Annotated in this window: 20 protein-coding genes; 11 read left to right on the top strand and 9 right to left on the bottom strand. The window is 68.1% G+C overall.

Annotation, left to right across the window (positions count from 1 at the left end):
- Positions 1-9: 9 nt before the first annotated feature.
- The 3 genes from VJ162_RS10255 to deoC form a co-directional block, all read right to left on the bottom strand.
- Complete coding sequence (locus VJ162_RS10255; RefSeq protein WP_324664023.1) at positions 10-1,293, bottom strand: tRNA (N(6)-L-threonylcarbamoyladenosine(37)-C(2))-methylthiotransferase; 1,284 nt, start codon at positions 1,291-1,293, stop codon at positions 10-12.
- A gap of 115 nt (positions 1,294-1,408) precedes the next feature.
- Positions 1,409-1,636 carry a hypothetical protein gene (locus VJ162_RS10250; RefSeq protein WP_324664022.1) on the bottom strand — a complete coding sequence of 76 codons (228 nt, stop codon included), beginning with the start codon at positions 1,634-1,636 and terminating at the stop codon, positions 1,409-1,411.
- On the bottom strand, positions 1,633-2,274 hold the full coding sequence (gene deoC, locus VJ162_RS10245; protein WP_324664020.1) for a deoxyribose-phosphate aldolase: 642 nt from the start codon (positions 2,272-2,274) through the stop codon (positions 1,633-1,635). Before deoC ends, VJ162_RS10250 begins: the two co-directional genes overlap by 4 nt.
- Before the next feature lie 83 nt (positions 2,275-2,357).
- Here deoC and VJ162_RS10240 point away from each other — a divergent pair, with 83 nt between their 5' ends.
- The gene (locus VJ162_RS10240; RefSeq protein ID WP_324664019.1) at positions 2,358-3,191 is read left to right on the top strand and encodes a DUF63 family protein; all 834 of its coding nucleotides are present in this window, start codon (positions 2,358-2,360) and stop codon (positions 3,189-3,191) included.
- A 6-nt stretch (positions 3,192-3,197) separates the two neighbouring features.
- Here VJ162_RS10240 and VJ162_RS10235 read toward each other — a convergent pair whose 3' ends face one another.
- On the bottom strand, positions 3,198-3,422 hold the full coding sequence (locus tag VJ162_RS10235; RefSeq protein ID WP_324664018.1) for a hypothetical protein: 225 nt from the start codon (positions 3,420-3,422) through the stop codon (positions 3,198-3,200).
- A gap of 80 nt (positions 3,423-3,502) precedes the next feature.
- Between VJ162_RS10235 and VJ162_RS10230 the strand changes: the two genes are divergently transcribed.
- Positions 3,503-4,228 carry a nucleoside phosphorylase gene (locus tag VJ162_RS10230; protein WP_324664016.1) on the top strand — a complete coding sequence of 242 codons (726 nt, stop codon included), beginning with the start codon at positions 3,503-3,505 and terminating at the stop codon, positions 4,226-4,228.
- A gap of 60 nt (positions 4,229-4,288) precedes the next feature.
- Positions 4,289-5,737, top strand: coding sequence for an HPP family protein (locus VJ162_RS10225; RefSeq protein WP_324664015.1), 1,449 nt, complete (start codon positions 4,289-4,291; stop codon positions 5,735-5,737).
- Between the two features lie 83 nt (positions 5,738-5,820).
- Here VJ162_RS10225 and VJ162_RS10220 read toward each other — a convergent pair whose 3' ends face one another.
- Entirely contained in the window at positions 5,821-6,990 is a 1,170-nt protein-coding gene (locus tag VJ162_RS10220) for an NAD-binding protein (protein ID WP_324664013.1), read from the bottom strand.
- 105 nt (positions 6,991-7,095) lie between these two features.
- On the opposite strand from VJ162_RS10220, the gene VJ162_RS10215 reads away from it, so the two are divergent.
- Together VJ162_RS10215 and VJ162_RS10210 are read left to right on the top strand one after the other, a co-directional pair.
- Positions 7,096-7,620 carry a DUF5817 domain-containing protein gene (locus VJ162_RS10215; RefSeq protein ID WP_324664011.1) on the top strand — a complete coding sequence of 175 codons (525 nt, stop codon included), beginning with the start codon at positions 7,096-7,098 and terminating at the stop codon, positions 7,618-7,620.
- On the top strand, positions 7,617-7,961 hold the full coding sequence (locus tag VJ162_RS10210; RefSeq protein ID WP_324664010.1) for a hypothetical protein: 345 nt from the start codon (positions 7,617-7,619) through the stop codon (positions 7,959-7,961). Before VJ162_RS10215 ends, VJ162_RS10210 begins: the two co-directional genes overlap by 4 nt.
- 94 nt (positions 7,962-8,055) lie before the next feature.
- On the opposite strand, the gene VJ162_RS10205 is transcribed toward VJ162_RS10210, so the two are convergent.
- The 3 genes from VJ162_RS10205 to VJ162_RS10195 form a co-directional block, all read right to left on the bottom strand.
- Positions 8,056-8,613: a DUF7504 family protein gene (locus VJ162_RS10205; protein ID WP_324664009.1), complete on the bottom strand. Its 558-nt coding sequence runs from the start codon at positions 8,611-8,613 to the stop codon at positions 8,056-8,058.
- Entirely contained in the window at positions 8,613-10,139 is a 1,527-nt protein-coding gene (locus VJ162_RS10200) for an ATPase domain-containing protein (RefSeq protein WP_324664007.1), read from the bottom strand. Before VJ162_RS10200 ends, VJ162_RS10205 begins: the two co-directional genes overlap by 1 nt.
- Positions 10,140-10,211: 72 nt before the next feature.
- Complete coding sequence (locus VJ162_RS10195; RefSeq protein WP_324664005.1) at positions 10,212-10,643, bottom strand: universal stress protein; 432 nt, start codon at positions 10,641-10,643, stop codon at positions 10,212-10,214.
- 151 nt (positions 10,644-10,794) lie between these two features.
- Here VJ162_RS10195 and VJ162_RS10190 point away from each other — a divergent pair, with 151 nt between their 5' ends.
- From VJ162_RS10190 to VJ162_RS10180, 3 genes are all read left to right on the top strand, one after another.
- Complete coding sequence (locus tag VJ162_RS10190; RefSeq protein ID WP_324664003.1) at positions 10,795-11,376, top strand: HTH domain-containing protein; 582 nt, start codon at positions 10,795-10,797, stop codon at positions 11,374-11,376.
- Between the two features lie 56 nt (positions 11,377-11,432).
- Positions 11,433-13,361: a threonine--tRNA ligase gene (thrS, locus tag VJ162_RS10185; protein WP_324664001.1), complete on the top strand. Its 1,929-nt coding sequence runs from the start codon at positions 11,433-11,435 to the stop codon at positions 13,359-13,361.
- 94 nt (positions 13,362-13,455) lie between these two features.
- Entirely contained in the window at positions 13,456-15,339 is a 1,884-nt protein-coding gene (locus tag VJ162_RS10180) for an SLC13 family permease (RefSeq protein WP_324664000.1), read from the top strand.
- 33 nt (positions 15,340-15,372) lie between these two features.
- On the opposite strand, the gene VJ162_RS10175 is transcribed toward VJ162_RS10180, so the two are convergent.
- Positions 15,373-16,218 (bottom strand): PspA/IM30 family protein, encoded by an 846-nt coding sequence (locus VJ162_RS10175; protein ID WP_324663999.1) that lies wholly within the window; start codon positions 16,216-16,218, stop codon positions 15,373-15,375.
- An 86-nt stretch (positions 16,219-16,304) separates the two neighbouring features.
- Between VJ162_RS10175 and VJ162_RS10170 the strand changes: the two genes are divergently transcribed.
- The 3 genes from VJ162_RS10170 (at position 16,305) to VJ162_RS10160 (ending at position 17,615) form a co-directional block, all read left to right on the top strand.
- Entirely contained in the window at positions 16,305-16,883 is a 579-nt protein-coding gene (locus VJ162_RS10170; protein ID WP_324663998.1) for a dienelactone hydrolase family protein, read from the top strand.
- A 59-nt stretch (positions 16,884-16,942) separates the two neighbouring features.
- On the top strand, positions 16,943-17,125 hold the full coding sequence (locus VJ162_RS10165; RefSeq protein WP_324663997.1) for a hypothetical protein: 183 nt from the start codon (positions 16,943-16,945) through the stop codon (positions 17,123-17,125).
- Positions 17,126-17,210: 85 nt separating this feature from the next.
- Positions 17,211-17,615, top strand: a complete 405-nt coding sequence (locus tag VJ162_RS10160; protein WP_324663996.1) for a DUF7344 domain-containing protein — start codon at positions 17,211-17,213, stop codon at positions 17,613-17,615.
- Positions 17,616-17,637 lie beyond the last annotated feature (22 nt).

Raw genomic sequence — 17,637 nt, 5'->3', positions numbered from 1 at the left:
CCGCCGGGGTCAGTCCGCCAGCGGCGCTCGCTCGACCGGCTCGCCGAAGGCGTAGACGGTGCTGTGGCTCGTGATCTCCACGTCGACGAAGTCACCGACTTCGAGCCCGCGTTCCTCGGCGTCGACGATGACGACCTGGCGGTAGGCCTCGTCGTAGCCCACCAGCGACTCGTCGGTGCCGTCCTCGACCAGCAACACCGAGGAGGTCCGGCCGACCATCTCCTCGTGGGCCCGACCGACCACGTCCATCTTGAGCTCGGACATGGCCTTCGAGCGGTCCTTTTTCGTCTGGCCGCCCAGCCCCTTCATCTCGGCGGCGTCGGTCCCGGGGCGCTTCGAGAACCGGGTGACGTTGATCTTCTCGGGAGTCGTCGCCCGGAGCAACTCCATCGACTGCTCGTGGTCGGCGGGGTCCTCGGTCGGGAAGCCGACGATGAAGTCCGTCGAGAGCGTCCAGTAGGAAAGCGCGTCGTCGAAGGCATCGACGACTTCGAGATACTCGTCGACGCTGTGCTGGCGGCGCATGTCCGCGAGTACGTCGTCTGAGCCCGACTGGACGGGCGCGTGGATGAAGTTGTACAGCTCGTCGTGCTCGGCGAAGACGGCGGCGAGTTCCTCGCGCACGCCGTGCAGTCCCTTCGGGTTTGCCATCCCGACCCGCACGCGGAACTCCCCGTCGATCTCGGTGCAGATGCGGTCCAGTAGCTCCGGCAGCAGGCTCGTCCCCTGGTTGGTGTCCCAGCCGTAGACGCCGGTGTCCTGGCCCGTGATGCGAATCTCCTTCGCGCCGGCGTGGACCAGCGCGCGGGCCTTCTCGACGTTCTCGGCGACCGACGGCGACTCGATGCGGCCCGTCGCCTGCTTGGTGATGCAGTACGAGCAGTCGGACATACAGCCCCGCGCGATGGGGAGGATACCGACGACGCCGTTGATGACCGTCTCCGTGTCGGGCGTGACCGTCGGACACTCCCCGTTGAGGACGTACTGGGGCACGTCGTCCCAGTGGAGGACCTCGGCGTCGACGTCGGCCTCGCGGAACTGCTCGCCCTGGGCCAGCGCCATACAGCCCGTGACGACCAGGTCGGCCGGGGTCTCGGCGTCCAGCTCTTTGGCCCGACTGAGCATGTTGCGCTCGGTCTTTTCCAGTACCGTGCAGGTGTTGAGGATGGCCACGTCGGCCGACTCGGCGCTGTCGGCCGGGTGGTGGCCCCCCTCGCGGAGCGCCTGCTCTATCTGCTGGGTCTCACCTCTGTTGGAGGTGCACCCGTACGTCTCGATGTGATAGCGGGCCATTCGCTTGGTAGGACTCAGTGGGCTGGGAGCAAAAAGGGCGACGGATTGACCCTCCGTCGGGAGTGGACGTGCGTGGTCGGGGGCGCCGACGACCGCCCCGCTGTTGCACTCTTGCTCACCAGAACGTCAGAAGTTCAAACACCACCCGGAGGAGCGGGAACTGTCGCTCCTCCGTCCGGAATCGCAGACTCAGCATTGTCCCGGCTGCGAGGGTGGCCAGCCCGGCGAGCGGCCCGACCAGCAGGGGCGGCAGCGTCTCGCCGACGGTTGCCGCCCACGTCGCGGCGATGGCCACTATCAGGGCGAGCGGTGTCGCGTCGGCGAGCGCTCGCAAGAAGGTCACTTGTCACCACGCCGCTCGCGCCACTCCTCGACGATGACGTCACCGCTCGATGCACCGATGCGCTCGGCTCCGGCCTCGAACATCGCCTCGGCTTCGGCCCACGAACCGATGCCGCCGCTGGCTTTGACGGGCCGGTACTGGCTCAGGAGCTCGACGTCTTCGACGGTCGCACCGCCCTCGGAAAACCCGGTCGCAGTCTTGAGGTAGGCGGCGCCGGCGTCGGCGACCAGCTCCCCGACGCGGTGGAGCTCCGACTCGGACAGCAGCGGCGCTTCGACGATGACCTTCACCGGAATCGGGACGGCGGCGACGACCTCCGAGAGGTGGTCGCGGACGGCGGCGTCCTCCCCGGCCTTGAGCCGGCCGACGTTACACACCACGTCGAGCTCGTCGGCCCCCTCGTCCCACGCGGTCCGGGCCGCCGAACAGACGGCATCGGTCGCCCCCTGGCCGTGCGGGAAATCTATCACCGCGGTCAGGGGGACGTTCGCGTACTCGGTCGCCAGCCCGAGCGCCCACGGCGGGAGACAGGCCCGCATCCCGTACTGCAGCGCAGCGTCCAGACAGCGACGGACCGCGTCGGGCCCCGTTGTCGGTCCCAGCACCGTGTGCTCGATACGGTCGGGTACGTCGTCCATACCCGGTATGCAGATGGCACGCACCTAAACGTCCCGGCACGGAGGTCGGAAGCTTTTCCTCGCCCGGGGGCGCCGTGAGGGATATGGTACTGCCGTCGGGGTTCGGGTTGCCGCCGCTGCCGTATCTGGTCGTGCTCGTCGGTGGAGCTTTTCTCATCGCCGCGCTGCTGGTCGCGCTTGAGCCACCCGTCGACCAGCGGACCGTCGTCGCCCTGGCGCCATGGATGGCCCTCGGCGGTGCCCTGCACGCGCTCAACCAGCCCCCCATCGAGCTCTACGACGCGGCGCTTGCCCCCCTGTTTGGCACGCCGTCTGTGTATCTCACCACGTTCAACGTCATGGGGGCGGTGTGGCTCCTGCTCTCGTTTTTCGGCGTCCGGACCGGTCACGACGATAACATCCCGCGTAACCTCGGGCTGGTCGGGACGGGCGTCCTGACGGTCATCCTCCTGCTGTCTGCCGTCACCGCCCTCCGCTCGGGCCTCATCGACCCGGTCTGGCCCGCCCTCTCGGTGCTGCTCTCGCTGTTTGTCGCCGCCATCACCGTGCTCGCGGTGGCGCTCTGGCGGACCCCCCTCGTCGTCCGGGCGCGCTATGCCGCGCCGACCGTCGTCTTCGCCCACGCCTTCGACGGCATCTCGACGGCTATCGGCACCGACGTACTCGGCGTCGGCGAGCGTTCCCCCCTCCCGCGAGCCATCATGGACTTTGCCGGTGGACTGCCGACGGCCTCGGCTATCGGGAGCGGGTGGCTGTTCGTCCTCGTGAAGCTGGTCGTCGCGGTCGCCGTCGTCGTCCTCATGGACGACTACCTCAACGACGAGCCCGTCGAGGCGAGTCTCGTCCTCTCGCTGGTGGCCGCCGTCGGGCTCGGGCCGGCGACGAACAACGTCGTCCTGTTTCTCTTTGCCGGGTGATGCGTTTCACTCCTCCTGGGCCAGCCGCTTCGAGAGGTTGCGGTACATGATACCGTAGAGAAACGCCGCCGCCAGCAGCCCGAGCACGACCCCGAGAAGCAGAGACTGGCCCGTCCCGTCCGTGATCCGCTGGGCGCCCACCGCCAGAAAGCCAAGCACCAGACCGAACACCAGCGCGATGAGCCCCGGCTTTCGCATCCGCGGGTGGAACGGGGAGATGTCGTCGCTCATGACTGGGCTGTTGCGACGGACCCACGTCATTGTTCCGGAGAATCCCCGGCGGTTTTACCCCCCGGCATCGAACGGTCGGCATGGCCAAGCAGCCCCACCTGCTGGTAGAACCGGGCGACCTGCACGACGTCGTGTTGCTGCCCGGCGACCCCGGTCGCGTCGACCGCATCGCCGGCCACTGCGAGGACAGCGAGGTCGTCGCACAGAACCGCGAGTACAAGCTCGTAAACGCCACCTACGAGGGCCACGACCTGACTATCTGTTCGACCGGTATCGGCTCGCCTTCGGCCGCCATCGCCGTCGAGGAACTCGCCGCCGTCGGCTGTGAGACGTTCGTCCGCGTCGGCACGACCGGCGCGCTCCAGTCCGACATCGACATCGGCGACATGGTCGTCGCCACCGGCGCGGCCAAGGACGAGGGGACGACCGAACGCTACGAGGACACGGCCGTCCCGGCGGTGCCGTCCTACGACGCGCTGACGGCCCTGGTCGACGCGGCCGAGGCGAACGGCGAAGACGTCCACGTCGGCCCGGTCGCCACGGACGACGCCTTCTACGCGGAGACCGACGAGTACGTCGAGGACTGGGAGGCCGCCGGCCTGCAGTGCGTCGAGATGGAGGCCGCCGCCATCTTCGCGCTGGCCCGCCGGAAGGGGCTGGCTGCGGGGGCAATTTGCACCGTCGACGGCAACCTCATCGAGGGGACCCAGAAGGGCGAGACCGACGACGAGGAACTCCCCGAGAAAGCCAGAAACAACGTCGAGCGAGCCATCGACATCGCCCTGACCGCGGCGACGACGCTCTGAACGCCGCCGCTGTGGCGACGGGCCGGTGTGCTTAGGGAGGGCGGGAACACACGCCTATGTATGTTCGACGAGTTCGCCCGGCGGATTCGGACCCTCCTTCGACGGCTCCGCCGTGCCGAACGGCGGGAGCTACGGGAGTTTCGCCGCTGGGCGGAGACGACTGACCGGCTCGTCCACCTCTCGGTGCTGGTGTTTGTCCCGCTGCTCATCGGGCTGGTGACGCTGCTGTCGAACGCCGTTCCGGCGCTTTCGTTCCTGCTCTTTCCGCCGCTGGCCTCGGGCAGCTACACGCTGTTTGTAGACCCCCGCGGGAAGTACGCCGACCCCGGTCAGTTCGTCGCCGGCCTGACCATCGGCGCCGCCTGTGGTCTGGGGGCGCTGTGGGTGTCAAGCGCGTTTCTCACGGCCCCTGCGGGACAGTTTCGGGTCGCCGCGGGCGCGGCCGTCCTGGCGACTCTCACCACGGGCCTCATCACCTGGCCCTTCGACATCGAGGAGCCGTCGGCGTACTCGACGGCGCTGCTTGCGCTGCTGGTCCAGCCGGCCCAGCGGCTGACGTTCCTGGGCAGTATCTTCCTCGCGAGTTCCCTCGTCGCCGTCGTCTTCGTCGTCTGGCGCAACCGCTTCTATGACCGCCGGGCAACGGTGCTGTACGAGTCGACGACCGGCGACGACCACGTGCTGGTCCCGATGCGGGGCGACCACGCCCACGCGACGGCGATGCTCGCCGCCCGTCTGGCGGCGGCCCACGAAGCCGGCAAGGTCGTCCTGCTCGACATCGTCGCGGACACCGACGCTGCCGAGGCCGAGCGGGCGATGCTGAACGGCGGCGTCGCGGCCACCGATACCGAACCGGACGGCGCCGACCGCGAGGGCAGCGACCCGCACCGCGAACGGGTCGAGCGGCTGGAATCGCGGGCCGCGACCGTCGAGACGCGGGTCGGGGTCCCCTGTCAGGTCGTCGTCGCCGCCGGGGAGGATCCGGCGGTGGCGACGCTCCAGGCCGCCGAGTCGACGAACTGCGACCTCATCGCCGCCCCCTACGAGAGCGAACACGGCGCTCTGACGGCGTATCTCCGCCAGCTGTTCCGCGGGCGGTCGGACGTGCTCGTCCACCGCTCGCGCAACGGCCGCACCCGGTGGCGCCGGGTCCTGGTCCCGGTCAGGCGGGCCAGCGATGTGGCCCACCACATGGTCGATTTCGCCGTGCGGCTCGCCGGCGCCAGCGGCCGTATCGCGGTCGCGACCTGCATCGGCGAGGGCGGTGACAGACGGCGCGCCGAGTCCATGCTGGCCGACCTCGTCGAGCCGTTCGCGGGCGGTATCGAGACCCGTGTCAGCGGCGCCGACATCCACTCGTTTCTTGCCGGCACGGCCGAGGCGTACGACCTCGTCGTCATCGGCGCGAGCCGGGACCGGAGCGCGGCCTCCCGACTCGTCGCGCCGCCGACCTTCGAACGGCTGGACGACATCGAGACGGACGTCGCTATCGTCGACCGGAGCCGCTGACGGGCGCCTGACTGACCTCACGGCTGCTCTCCGGCTCACTCCGTTCGCCGGTTCGCTTTCGAGGGCTCTTCCGGTCGCCCTCGCTACAGGTCCCCGTGGTCCTCGACGTCCAGCAGGTGGTCGGCGACGGACTCCATCCCCTCGCGGCCCAGCGCCGACTGGACGAGCAGGTGGCCGCCGATGACGGCCGGGCTGATGACGGTGTCGGCGCCCGCCCGGCGGAGCTTCTCTACGTTCTCGCGGTCGGTCGCGGCGGCGACGATGTTGAGATCGGGGTTGAGCGCGCGGGCCGTCAGGATGGCGAGTGCATCCTGGGCGTCGTCGTTCGTGGCGGCGACGACTGCCCGCGCGTCGTTGATACCGGCCCGCTCCAGGGGGGCCTCGTCGCTGGGGTCGTCGGTCAGCACGGCGATGTCGCGCTGCTGGAGGCGGGACGCCTTCTCCGGGTCCGGGGTCACGACGACGAAGTCCGTCGCCCCGCCCAGCTCGTCGATTATCGGTTCCGTCAGGTCGCCAAAGCCAAGAACCACCACGTGGTTCTCGAGCAGGTCGAGTTGAGCATCAGTCATGTTACCGAGTGCCTCCGAGAGGCGTTTTTCGATGGCGGGGCCCAGCAGTGTCCCCAGCGCGATGGCGAAACTGGCCGTCCCCAGCAGCACTACCGACATCCCAAACAGCGTCGCCCGCTCGGTCGCCGGCGTCACGTCGCCGTAGCCGACCGTGCTGGCCGTGACGAGCGTGTAATAAAAGGCGTCGGTCAGCGTCGAGACGCCGTTGAACTCCTCGCGCAGCGCCCACGTCCCGACGGTGCCGTACACCTGTGCGCCAAGCAGCGCGGCCCCGGCCGCCAGCTGGGCCGTCGAGAGGTCGAACTCGCGGTCGAAGCGGTGGCGGTTGACCAGCAGCGTCGGGAGCGCCACAAGCGAGAAGATGACAAGCGGCAGGGAGAGCACGGAGAGCCGCGAGGTCTGTGCCACGCCCTGGACCGCCGCCACCGGGAGCAGGGTGACCATCAGGTACCAGGCCGCCCGGAGCCGACGCCGAAGCCCCGTCACGCCGACGAGCAGGGTAAAACCCGTCAGCGCGCCGGTAAACCCCACTGCCAGCTGGAAGCTCTCGGGGATGTACCGAGCGAGGAAGCCGCCCACCGGCGCGGTGATGTTGGCCACACCAGTGGCAAAGGACAGCACCGCTACCGCCGTGGGCAACAGAATCGTCGCCCGGGCGCTGAGCCACTCCCGCGACCAGTTCATACCCCTCTGTCAGTATGGGACGGGGTAAATGTACTGTCCCGTCCTCACCTGTGACAGAGCGTACCAATCCGAACGTTCAACCCCGAACCAGCCCTACCGACGTGCATGTACGCGGTCGTCGGCTGTAGCGAGTGCAGCGCCCTCTGGATCGTCGAGGGGCGGCCGGAGACGAGCCAGTGCCCCCGCTGTGGCGGGCGGCGCCAGTACGCCAAACGCCGGAAGTTCGTCGAGACCGACGACGAGGACCACGCCCGCGAGGTCCGGGCGTCGATGCTCGCCAACCGGCAGGACCACGGGGAGGCCTTCGCCGAACTCGACTCCTTTGCCGAACTGGACCGCCAGGTTGACGACGCGGGCGTCGACGACGAGACCTACCTCGAAGCGTCGGGCGTCGACAGCGACGCCGTCGCCGCGGCCGGTGACCGCGCCGAACAGGGAGCCGGCAGCGGTCGGAGCCGCAAGGAGACCGTTCTGGCGGCCCTGCGGGACCTGGAGGCGCCAACGGAGGCCGACGTGGTCGCCTACGCCGCGGAACGCGACGTGTCGGCCGACTACACGCACAAGACACTGGAGAAGCTCGTCCGGGCCGGCCGGGCCAGCGAGTCCGGCGGGAGCTACCGGCTCCTATGACCGGCCTGGACCTCGAAGCCGGGCCGGTCGCCGTCGGGTCGCTCGTCGGGCTGGCGGGGCTGCTCTTTCTCGCTGCGCCGGTTGTCGCGCCGGTTCCCGTCGGCGGGCTGGCCGTCAGCCCCGTCGCGCTCTCGGCGGTCACGCTCACCGCCGCGTTCGCCCTTGGAACCGTCGTCTTCGCCCTGCGGGGCCGGCGGCTGTTCGCGCTGGCCCACGGTGTCTTCGCCGTCGCGTGGGCGCTGCTCGTGGCCGGGCCGCTGTTCGGGAACGGCGACCTGCTGCTTGCCGGCGTGGTCGTGTTGGTGGCCGGCGTCGGTTTCCTGGCGAGCCAGGCCCGCTGATCGGCTGTCTCCGCGCGAGTCACAACCACGGGCGCGCCCGTCCGGACGGGAGAACAGGACGGGCCGGCCACACAGCGGCGGTACAACCGGTCGGTTACGTCAGGTCGACGGCGTCGTCGAACAGCGGCTTCAGGCGGCTGATGGTCTGTTGGTCGTGGGCGCCCGGGTCCAGGTGGAAGTGGGAGACGGCGTCGGCGTCCCGGAGCTGCCCGGCGAACATGTGGAGGAACTTGAAGACGGGTTTGAGCTCCGCGAACTGCAGCATCTCCGTCATCGAGTCGAAACAGGCGACGAGCTGGCTGCCGTCGTCGCGGTCGTTGAGGTAGTTGTTGAGCCGCATCCCGAGCCCCGTGATGTCGTTCGGGTTCGCCGTCGTGACGAAGACGTTCTCGGGGATTTCGTCGTCGCCCGCGCGCCCGCCGGGCTGGTCGCCGACGACGACGATGCCCATCCGGCCCGGCAGGTCGCCGTGGTGGTCGCGCCACTGGCCGACGAGTTCCGCGGGGGTGCCGGAGTAGGTGACATACAGCACGTCGAGGCGTTCGTCTGGGCCGGCCTCCTGCAGGTCGAGACAGGTCTCTTCTTTCCCGTCGCTGAGCGAGGGGGCCATCACGATGACGTTGGTTCCGGGTGGCGGGATGTCGGTCGCCATCACCGCCCTCCCGTGCCGAGTGTCGATTCGGTGCTGCCCGCGCCCGGTGGTTGCTGGATTCGCATGTATGGTTCTTCTTCGATATACTCGACGAGGCGGGTCGACCCCATAAAGCCACTCGGCGATTTCTGGAGCTCGATGTACTGCAGCCCCTTGTCGGTCACCCACGTTTCGAGGGTCTGCCAGGCGCCGTTCTCGTAGAACGCGGCGAGTCCGTCGTCCAGTGTCGCCGGGTTGAAGATGTACAGCGAGGTGTCGCCGGGCCGATGGAGGTTTTCTTCCTCCCAGAACCGTATCTGGCGGAGCTCGTCGTCGGAGAGGACGGGGAGCTGAGCCTCGACGTTGAGGGCGCTGAACATCGGCCGGTCGCCCCGGCGGTCGTCGATGGTCCGGAAGACTGCGGCGGGGTTGTCGGTGTCGTGCTCCTGGGGTTTGAACACGTTCCGTTTGGTGTTCTCCCAGATGTTGGCGAAGTCGACGAGGAAGAGCTGGTCGCTTGCCAACATCTCCTCCATGTCGCCGATGCGCTCGTCGATGATGGTCCGCAGGCGCTTTGGCGGCAGTTCGACCGGCGGAACGATGGTTATCGGCATCCCGTTCTCGTTGGCCTGGACCATGAGGTTCGTCAGGATAGAGTGTGGACTGGCCTGGCCGTCGTGTTCCAGGAGTAACGTCCCGCCCTTGACGATACCCCCGCCCATGAGGTCGTCAAGGCCGTCGATACCGGTCGACATGTGGTCCGAGGGGACGAACTCCCCGGGATGGGTCCGCAGCCGCGGCGAGATGCGCAGCCCCTCGTGAGTGAAGGTTATCTCGTGGACGCGGGTGTCGTGGTCGACGCCGCGCATCTTCACGACCTCGATGAAGCGGTGGTAGTCGCCGCCGACGTTCTCCCGCCAGAGCCGGAGGACGCCGTGGGTGTTGAACTGGACGGCGTCGCTGGCGGCGACGGTCTTGACGTCGCCGGTGGGGTCGGGCTGGGACTCCTCGGCGGTAAACAGCGCCGTCGCGCCGAACTCGTCGTTGAGCAGGCGGATGAAATCGAGCAGCGTCCGCCGGAACACGTTCTGGTCCTCGCCGATGGCCGACAGGCCAGACACCGAATCGAGGACCACCCGGTCGGCGGGGGCGAACCGTTCGAGGTACTGGGTGATGTACTTTGACTCGAAGGGCGCCGAGTACTCCCCGCCGAGCATCTTCCCGCCCTCCAGTGTCTCCAAGGTGAGCTCGCGCTCGTCGCCGCTATCGACGGTCTGGCCGGGCGTCGCGTGTAGCGACGTGACGGTGAGGTTCTCGTGTTCGAGGTCAAAGGCGAAGTCGGCGAAGGCGTCGGCGAGCTCCTCGAAGGTCTGTTCGGTGCTGATATAGAGGCAGCCCTCGCCGCTTGCCAGTCCCTCTGTGAGGAACTGCATGGCGAGCGTCGATTTCCCCGTGCCCGGACCGCCGGTGACCAGCACCGTCCGGTTCTCGGGGAGTCCGCCGTCGAGGATGCTGTCGAGCGTCTCACTGCCGGTCGAGACGGGCATAGATGTGTCTGCCCGGAGTTTGCGACCTCGGTATAAAGCCGTGATGCCGACAGTATCAGTCCTGAGACTCCACTAGTCGATGTGGACGACGAGGACCGGAACGGGCGAGTTCTCGACGACGCGCTCGGTGACGCTACCCAGGTTGGCCACCCGGTCGCGGCCGGTCCGGCCGTGGGTCCCCATCACCACGAGGTCGATTCCCTGTTCGTCGGCGTAGTCCACGATGAGCTTGTGGGGGATGCCCTCTTCCATCCGCGTCTCGACCGATAGACCGGCCTCCTCCCCGCCGACGGCGATGTCGTCGAGCGCGACCTCGCCCTCTTCCTCTAGGGACTGGCGCACGTCGTCTTGCGTGTCTTTCTCGGCGGCCAGCACCAGCCGCCTGTCGACGACGTAGAGCCCGTGTAACACCGCGTCGTTGTCGCGGGCGATGGAGACGGCGTGGGCCAGCGTCTCCGTCGTCCCGGCGCTTCCGTCGGTCGCGACCAGCACGTTGTCGTACATCCCGTGGAACTGCGTCCCGACGGTACATAGTACTCCCTGTTGGCACGCCACACGCAGCCCACCGCTTCGCTTCGGGACCGCGGCCTTCAGTCGGGGCCTCGCTACTCATGGCACACACTTTTGCTCTCGCCGGTCGTCATTTCTGACTGTCATGAGCGGTGAGCGACAACTGGTGGCCGACCGGGCGGAGCTGTACGTCCGGTCGTTGCTGCCGGAGGGATACAGCAAGCAACAGGGGGCGACACTGGAGACGGTCGGCGATCTCGTCGCGGAGGGGGTCATCGGGGAGCGGCGGGTCCAGCTGTGTGGACACCAGATACCGGTCTCCGTCGACGCGACCCGGACCGCGGTCGGCGAACACCTCGTCACCAGACTGGCCGCCTTTCAGGAGTGGGCACGGCGCAACGACTGCTCGCTTGCGCCCGCGATGGAGATACACAAAGTGGACGGGTCGCTGGCCGACGCCAGTTACCGGGCGCTGCGTCTCCCGTCGGTACTGCTTGCGGAGTACCGCGACGGCGACCTCAGCTGTGTCACGCCCCACCACGACGGCGAGACCGTCCGTTGTGTCGAGGACCGCCTGGACGAGCTGGCGTCGGGTGAACCGGCGACCTTCGAGCCGGTGGGACACACGCCGTCGGTCACGCCCGCGGTAACTATCGACACCGCACCCGAGGGCACCGAGACGGGCGATGCCGACACCGGGGAGCCCGCGCCCCTCCAGCGTCGGTAGTGTCCCCTCGCACCCATCTCAATACACTTATCCCCGGCCGCTGACGTAGCGTGGGTATGAGCACGGTCACGGTCACTCTGCCGGACGGGTCCACGCTCTCGATGGACGAAGGCAGCACGGTCGAGGACGTCGCCTACGAAATCGGACCGGGACTCGGTTCGGACACCGTCGCGGGCGTCGTGGACGGCGACCTGGTGGACAAACACACCCCCCTCACCGAGGACGTCGAACTGGTCATCGTCACACCGCAAAGCGACGAGTACGTCGACGTGTTGCGCCACTCGGCCGCCCACGTTTTCGCCCAGGCGCTCCAGCGGGAGTTCCCCGAGGCGACACTGACCATCGGACCGTGGACCGACGACGGCTTCTACTACGACATCACCGGGGTCGACTTAGACGAGGACGACCTCGAAGACATAGCGGCCGAGGCCGAGGAGATAATCGAGGCCGACTACGACATCGTCCGCGAGGAGGTCTCCCGTGAGGACGCCTTCGAGCGATACGAGGACAACCCGTTCAAGCAGGACATCCTAGAGACCGAGGCCGCCGACGAGGACCCCGTCTCCTTCTACCGGCAGGACGACTTCTACGACCTCTGTCAGGGCCCCCACGTCGAGTCGACGGGCGAGATCGGCGGCTTCGCGCTGCTTGAGATCTCCGCCTCGTTCTGGCGCGGCGACGAGGACAACGAGACGCTGACCCGGGTGTACGGCACCGCCTTCCCGACCGAAGACGGCCTCGAAGAGTACCTGGAGATGCGAAAGCAGGCCCAAGAGCGGGACCACCGGAAGATCGGCCAGGAGATGGACTTGTTCTCCATCGACGAGACCACGGGGCCGGGGCTCCCGCTGTACGAGCCAAACGGCAAGAAGATACTCAACGAGCTCTCCGATTACGTCGGCCAGCTCAACCGCGACGCCGGCTACGACGAGATAGAGACGCCCCACGTCTTCCGCACCGAGCTCTGGAAGAAGTCGGGCCACTACGAGAACTACGTCGACGACATGTTCCTCCTCGATGTGAACGACGAGGAGTACGGGCTCAAGCCGATGAACTGCCCGGGCCACGCGACCATCTTCGACCAGAAATCCTGGTCCTACCGGGACCTCCCCGTGCGGTACTTCGAGGACGGGAAGGTCTACCGCAAGGAACAGCGCGGCGAGCTATCGGGCCTCTCTCGCACCTGGGCCTTTACTATCGACGACGGCCACCTGTTCGTCCGGCCCGACCAGATAGAACAGGAGGTGCTGGCGACCGTCGACATCATCCTCGACACGCTGGATACCTTCAACCTCGATTACACCGTCCAGTTCGCCACCCGCCCCGAGAAGAGCGTCGGCGGCGACGAGATATGGGAGAAAGCCGAAGACCAGCTCGAATCCGTCCTCGACGAGCAGGGCATCGACTACGTCGTCGAGGAGGGCGACGGCGCCTTCTACGGCCCGAAGATCGACTTCGCCTTCGAGGACGCGCTCGGCCGGAACTGGGACGGCCCCACGGTCCAGCTCGATTTCAACATGCCCGAGCGGTTCGATCTGACCTACACCGGCGAGGACAACGAGGACCACCGCCCGGTGATGATACACCGCGCGCTGTATGGCAGCTACGAGCGCTTTTTCATGGTGTTGACCGAACACTACAACGGGAAGTTCCCGCCGTGGCTCGCCCCCGAGCAGGTCCGCATCCTCCCGGTCAGCGACGACAACATCCCCTACTGCGAGCAGTTGCGGGACGAACTCGGCGACTACCGCGTCGAGATAGAGGACCGCTCCTGGACCGTCGGCAAGAAGATTCAGGTCGCCCACGACGACCGCGTCCCCTACATGCTCATCATCGGCGACAACGAGGAGGAAGCCGGCACCATCTCGGTCCGGGACCGCAAGGAGCGCGAGGAGAAGGACATCGAACTCGACGAGTTCGCCGACCACCTCGAAACCGAGGTCGAACAACAGCGGACCGCCGTCACCTTCCTCGCTGGTCGGTAACCCCGTTCGCCGCGTTTCGCTCTCTCCTGTCGGCGTAAAACCATTTTCCGGCCCCACTGGGATTTATCCCGCCGTCTCCCGTCGAGTTGCCACAATGGCAGCACTCTCCACGGGGGCGCTCGTCGTTTTCGCACTCATCGCTGTCGCCCTGACTCTCTTCGTCACCGAGTGGCTCCCGCCGGATATGACCGCACTGGGGGTGCTCGTCTCGCTTGCCGTCCTCGAACCCTACACCGGCGTCCCGGCCCGCGAGGCCATCGCCGGCTTTGCCAGTCCCGCCGTCATCACTATCGTCGCGATGTATATCCTCAGTGCGGGCGTCGAGGCGGCCGGGCTGGTCGACTGGCTCGGCGGGAAGCTGGCCGAGCTGACCGGCGGCGACGAAGGGCGCCTGCTCGCGGCCATCGTCGGAACGACCGGTGTCAGCGCCGGCTTCGTCAACAACACGCCCGTCGTGGCCGTGTTCATCCCGCTCGTGACCGGGCTCTCGGACCGATACGGCATCTCCCCGTCGAAGCTCCTCCTGCCGCTTTCCTTCGCCGCGATGCTGGGCGGGACGCTGACGCTCGTGGGGACCTCGACGAACCTGCTCGCGAGTGACGTCTCCCGGGAGCTTCTCGGTCGGCCGCTCGCGATGTTCACGCTGACGCCGGTCGGGGTCGTCGTGTTGCTGGTGGGAGTCGCCTACCTCCTCACCGTCGGCCGCGCGCTCGTTCCCGAGCGCGTCCCCCCGTCCCAGGACTTCACCGAGGAGTTCGACATGGACCGGCACCTGGCCAGGCTGACGGTCCGCTCGGAGTCGCCGCTGGTCGGGGCTACGGTCGGCGAGACGCTGGATGGCGGCGACCTCCTCGTCGACGACGGCCAGCTCATCACGGACGGCGGACCCGAGGGCGACATCGACGTGGATGTCCTCCAGATAGACCGCGACGGCGAGTCCTTTTTCGCGACGGCGACGGACCGCTCGCTCTCGCCCGGCGACGTACTCACCGTCCGCGGGAGCCGGCAGGCAGTCAACCGGTTCGCCGAGCGGTTCGACCTCCGACAGCTCTCCCGGGACCCGGTCACCGAGTCGATACTGCTCGACCCGGACCACGACGGCGTGCTCGCAGAGGCCGTCGTCCACGCCGAGTCGCGGCTGCTCGGTCGGGAACTGGGCGACATCGACCTGCGCTCGCGGTTCGATACGACCGTCCTGGCCGTCCGCCGCGGGGAGACGGTCATCCGCGAGGCGCTCGACGGCGTCACGCTGGCCGCCGGTGACACGCTGTTGCTCCAGACCCCCGTCGACAAGGTCGGCCATCTGGAGGAGGAGGGGTATCTCCTGCTCACCGACGGGCCGCCTGCGCTGTTCGACGTACACGCCGACGACGGGGCGCCGTCGCTGTCCCCGCAGGCGCTCGTCCCGGTCGGCATCCTCGTCGCCGTCATCGCCCTGGCGGCGGTCGACCTGGTCGACATCTACATCGCCGCGCTGGGCGGCGTCGTCGCGACGGTCGCGACGGGCGCGCTGACGACCGCTCGCGCCTACGACGCCGTCAGCTGGAACGTTATCTTCCTGCTGGCCGGACTGCTCCCGCTCGGCACGGCGATGCAGGCCACGGGCGGGTCGGCGTACGTCGGCGAGTTACTGGCCGGCGCGGCCGGCGTGCTCCCGCCGCTGGCGCTGCTCGCTCTGTTTTACCTGCTGACGGCGGTGCTTGCGAGCATCATCACGCCGGTCGCTACTATCGTCCTGATGGCGCCCATCGCCGTCGCGACGGCACAGGGCGCCGACGTCGCCGGCTTCCCGGTCCTCGTGATGGTGACTTTCGCCGTCGCGACGGCGTTTCTCACGCCCATTGGCTACCAGACGAACCTCATGGTGTATGGCCCCGGGGGGTACCGGTTCACCGACTACGCCCGCGTTGGCGCGCCGCTGCAACTGCTGCTCTGTGCTGTGACGACGCTGTCGGTGGCCGCTATCTGGCCCCCGTAAACGGCGGTGCAGGTCCGCGCGCCCGGTCGGTCGCTATCCCGACTGTTCGTCCTCTTTCAGCTCGTCCAGCTCCGCCTCGACCTCGCTGTCGTCGACGCTGCTGACGGCGTCGTCCTCTAGCTCCGCCTCCAGTTCCGTCTCGACGGCCTCGTCGCCGGCTCCGTCGTCCGTCGTCGCGCTCTCCTCGCCCATCTCGGCTTTCAGCGTGTCCAGCTCGGCGTCGACCTCGCCGCCCTGCTGGACCGCCTCCAGTTCCTTGTCCAGCTGGCTGCGGTCGTCGAGCTGGTTTTCCAGCACGCCGTCCTCGCGGAGCTCGTCCATCGCCTGCGAGCGGGCTTCCATGTCCTCGGTGCGCTCCTCGGCGCGCTCGATGGCCCGGCTCACGTCCTCCATCTCGTCGCCCGCGCCGGTCATGGCCTCGTTGACCCGCACGGAGGCCTTGGCGGCCTCGTGGCGGGCTTTCATCGTCTCCTTTTTGGTCCGGAACTGCTCTATCTGGCGCTGGAGCTCGTCTTTCTGCTCGACCAGCTGGTCCTGCTGGGACTGGAGCTGGGTTATCTGACCGTCCAGCTCCTCTATCTGGCTCATCTTCTGCTTTTTCTTCTCTAGGGCCTTCCGGGCGAGGTCGTCGCGGTCCTGCTCGACGGCCTGGCGGGCCTGGTCGTTGTGCTTCTCGACGTTCTCCTCCAGGCGGCGCTTCTGGATCTCCAGGCGTTTTTTCTGTGTCGTCAGGTCCGCGATGCCCTGCTTGACGTCCTGCAGTTCGTCCCGGAGCTGCTCGTAGCTGTAGTCCAGCGTCTCGGTCGGGTCTTCCGAGCGGTTCAGGACCGCGTTCACCTTCGACCTGATGACGTACGATGCGCGCGAGAGGATTCCCATGACCCACAGTTCGGGTCTCTGACCTTAAACTTCTTTCATGGGTGCGGGTCGACAGCTACACGGCCCTCGTGGCCGACAGCCGAGCCATGAGCGACCCCGTCGTCGTCCCCGGCGGCCGCGATGTCCGCGGGCGCCTCGACAGCTCCGAGGCCGACAGCGCCGTCGTCGCCTGTCCGCCCCATCCGCGACACGGCGGCTCCCGTTCGGACCCGCGGCTCCGGGCGGTGAGCGACGCGCTGGCGCCCGACATCGCCTGTCTCCGGTTCGACTACGGCCCCTGGGACGACCAGCGGGGGCCGGCGCTGTGTGCCGGCGACGCCGAGCACGCCCTCGCCTGGGCCGGGGACCGCTACGACCGCCTCGGCCTGTTCGGCTACAGCTTCGGCGGCGGTGTGGCGCTGCGGGCAGCCGCCCGCACCGACGCGACGCTGGCCGCCTGCTCGGTCCTGGCACCGGCCGCCGAGGCCGACGCGCTCGACGGGGTCGACTGCCCGCTGCAGGTCGTCGTCGGCGAGCGCGACACCGCCGTCGACCCAGCGCCGGTGGCCGACCGCGCGAAGGAGCTGGGTCACACCGTCGAGCGCCGCCCGTCGGGCCACGCCTTCCACGGTGACCACGACCGGGTCGGCCGCCTCGTTGGTGCGTTCTTGAGAGCGCGGCTGTGACGTGGGGGCCGCAGTTGCCGGCCGTGTATTTATTGTTCTATAGTGCACAATAGCGGTATATGTCAACCGCCGACCCGGCCGTCGAGCGGGCGAGCCACGGGGCGGTGTCCCTCGCCGCCGGTTTCCTGGCCGGTTTCGCGCTGTTTCTCGCCATCGGCGCCTCGACGGGCGATGCGGCGTTTTCGGCGCTGGCGCTGGCGGCGCTGGTCGCAGTCACCCGGTTGCTGAGCCGCGGTAGCTGAACCGTGCGTATCCGCTCGACATGCGACGAGCAAGTGGCCTAAAGACTGACTATGGCGGTCGTGCTACCCTAAGTGAGGTGTTTCCGTGAACAGTGGTTCTACAACGAAATCAGACGACGAGACGGAGCTGTCCGAAGACCGTATTTTCACACTCCTATCGATGGGGCGGCGACGCGAACTGCTCCGGACCGTCGACCGGCTCGGCGGGGAGGCGGCCGTCGGCGACGTCACGGCCGAGATAGCCACTGGGGAACACGGCGAGGGCGCGGCGGCTAGCGAACAAAAGGCGGTGTACGTCTCCCTCCACCAGACACATATCCCGCGGCTAGTCGAGGCCGGCGTCTTGGTCACCGACGCCCGTGAGGGGTCCGTGCGGCTGACCGACCGCGGGGACGTGCTGCTCGCGTACCTCCGGTTCGACCCGTCGACACCGAAGGCGGGGCTGCTCTCGCGGGTCCTGCGACCGGGTCGGCACGGGCGGGCGAAGTGACCCGGCGACCCGGACAGTGCCA

It is taken from the genome of Haloarcula sediminis, from assembly GCF_035656455.1.
Classification (GTDB): domain Archaea; phylum Halobacteriota; class Halobacteria; order Halobacteriales; family Haloarculaceae; genus Haloarcula; species Haloarcula sediminis.
This window is presented reverse-complemented; position numbering and strand designations above follow the sequence as displayed.

What these genes read in the sequence shown, in the direction of transcription:
- VJ162_RS10180 (WP_324664000.1), top strand. Translation starts at nt 13,456, where the DNA reads ATGGCAGCACTCTCCACGGGGGCGCTCGTCGTTTTCGCACTCATCGCT.
- VJ162_RS10215 (WP_324664011.1), top strand. Translation starts at nt 7,096, where the DNA reads ATGTACGCGGTCGTCGGCTGTAGCGAGTGCAGCGCCCTCTGGATCGTC.
- thrS (WP_324664001.1), top strand. Translation starts at nt 11,433, where the DNA reads ATGAGCACGGTCACGGTCACTCTGCCGGACGGGTCCACGCTCTCGATG.
- VJ162_RS10240 (WP_324664019.1), top strand. Translation starts at nt 2,358, where the DNA reads ATGGTACTGCCGTCGGGGTTCGGGTTGCCGCCGCTGCCGTATCTGGTC.
- VJ162_RS10190 (WP_324664003.1), top strand. Translation starts at nt 10,795, where the DNA reads ATGAGCGGTGAGCGACAACTGGTGGCCGACCGGGCGGAGCTGTACGTC.
- VJ162_RS10195 (WP_324664005.1), bottom strand. Translation starts at nt 10,643, where the DNA reads ATGTACGACAACGTGCTGGTCGCGACCGACGGAAGCGCCGGGACGACG.
- VJ162_RS10200 (WP_324664007.1), bottom strand. Translation starts at nt 10,139, where the DNA reads ATGCCCGTCTCGACCGGCAGTGAGACGCTCGACAGCATCCTCGACGGC.
- VJ162_RS10175 (WP_324663999.1), bottom strand. Translation starts at nt 16,218, where the DNA reads ATGGGAATCCTCTCGCGCGCATCGTACGTCATCAGGTCGAAGGTGAAC.
- VJ162_RS10170 (WP_324663998.1), top strand. Translation starts at nt 16,305, where the DNA reads ATGAGCGACCCCGTCGTCGTCCCCGGCGGCCGCGATGTCCGCGGGCGC.
- VJ162_RS10230 (WP_324664016.1), top strand. Translation starts at nt 3,503, where the DNA reads ATGGCCAAGCAGCCCCACCTGCTGGTAGAACCGGGCGACCTGCACGAC.
- VJ162_RS10220 (WP_324664013.1), bottom strand. Translation starts at nt 6,990, where the DNA reads ATGAACTGGTCGCGGGAGTGGCTCAGCGCCCGGGCGACGATTCTGTTG.
- VJ162_RS10165 (WP_324663997.1), top strand. Translation starts at nt 16,943, where the DNA reads ATGTCAACCGCCGACCCGGCCGTCGAGCGGGCGAGCCACGGGGCGGTG.
- VJ162_RS10225 (WP_324664015.1), top strand. Translation starts at nt 4,289, where the DNA reads ATGTTCGACGAGTTCGCCCGGCGGATTCGGACCCTCCTTCGACGGCTC.
- VJ162_RS10255 (WP_324664023.1), bottom strand. Translation starts at nt 1,293, where the DNA reads ATGGCCCGCTATCACATCGAGACGTACGGGTGCACCTCCAACAGAGGT.
- deoC (WP_324664020.1), bottom strand. Translation starts at nt 2,274, where the DNA reads ATGGACGACGTACCCGACCGTATCGAGCACACGGTGCTGGGACCGACA.
- VJ162_RS10205 (WP_324664009.1), bottom strand. Translation starts at nt 8,613, where the DNA reads ATGGCGACCGACATCCCGCCACCCGGAACCAACGTCATCGTGATGGCC.
- VJ162_RS10235 (WP_324664018.1), bottom strand. Translation starts at nt 3,422, where the DNA reads ATGAGCGACGACATCTCCCCGTTCCACCCGCGGATGCGAAAGCCGGGG.
- VJ162_RS10210 (WP_324664010.1), top strand. Translation starts at nt 7,617, where the DNA reads ATGACCGGCCTGGACCTCGAAGCCGGGCCGGTCGCCGTCGGGTCGCTC.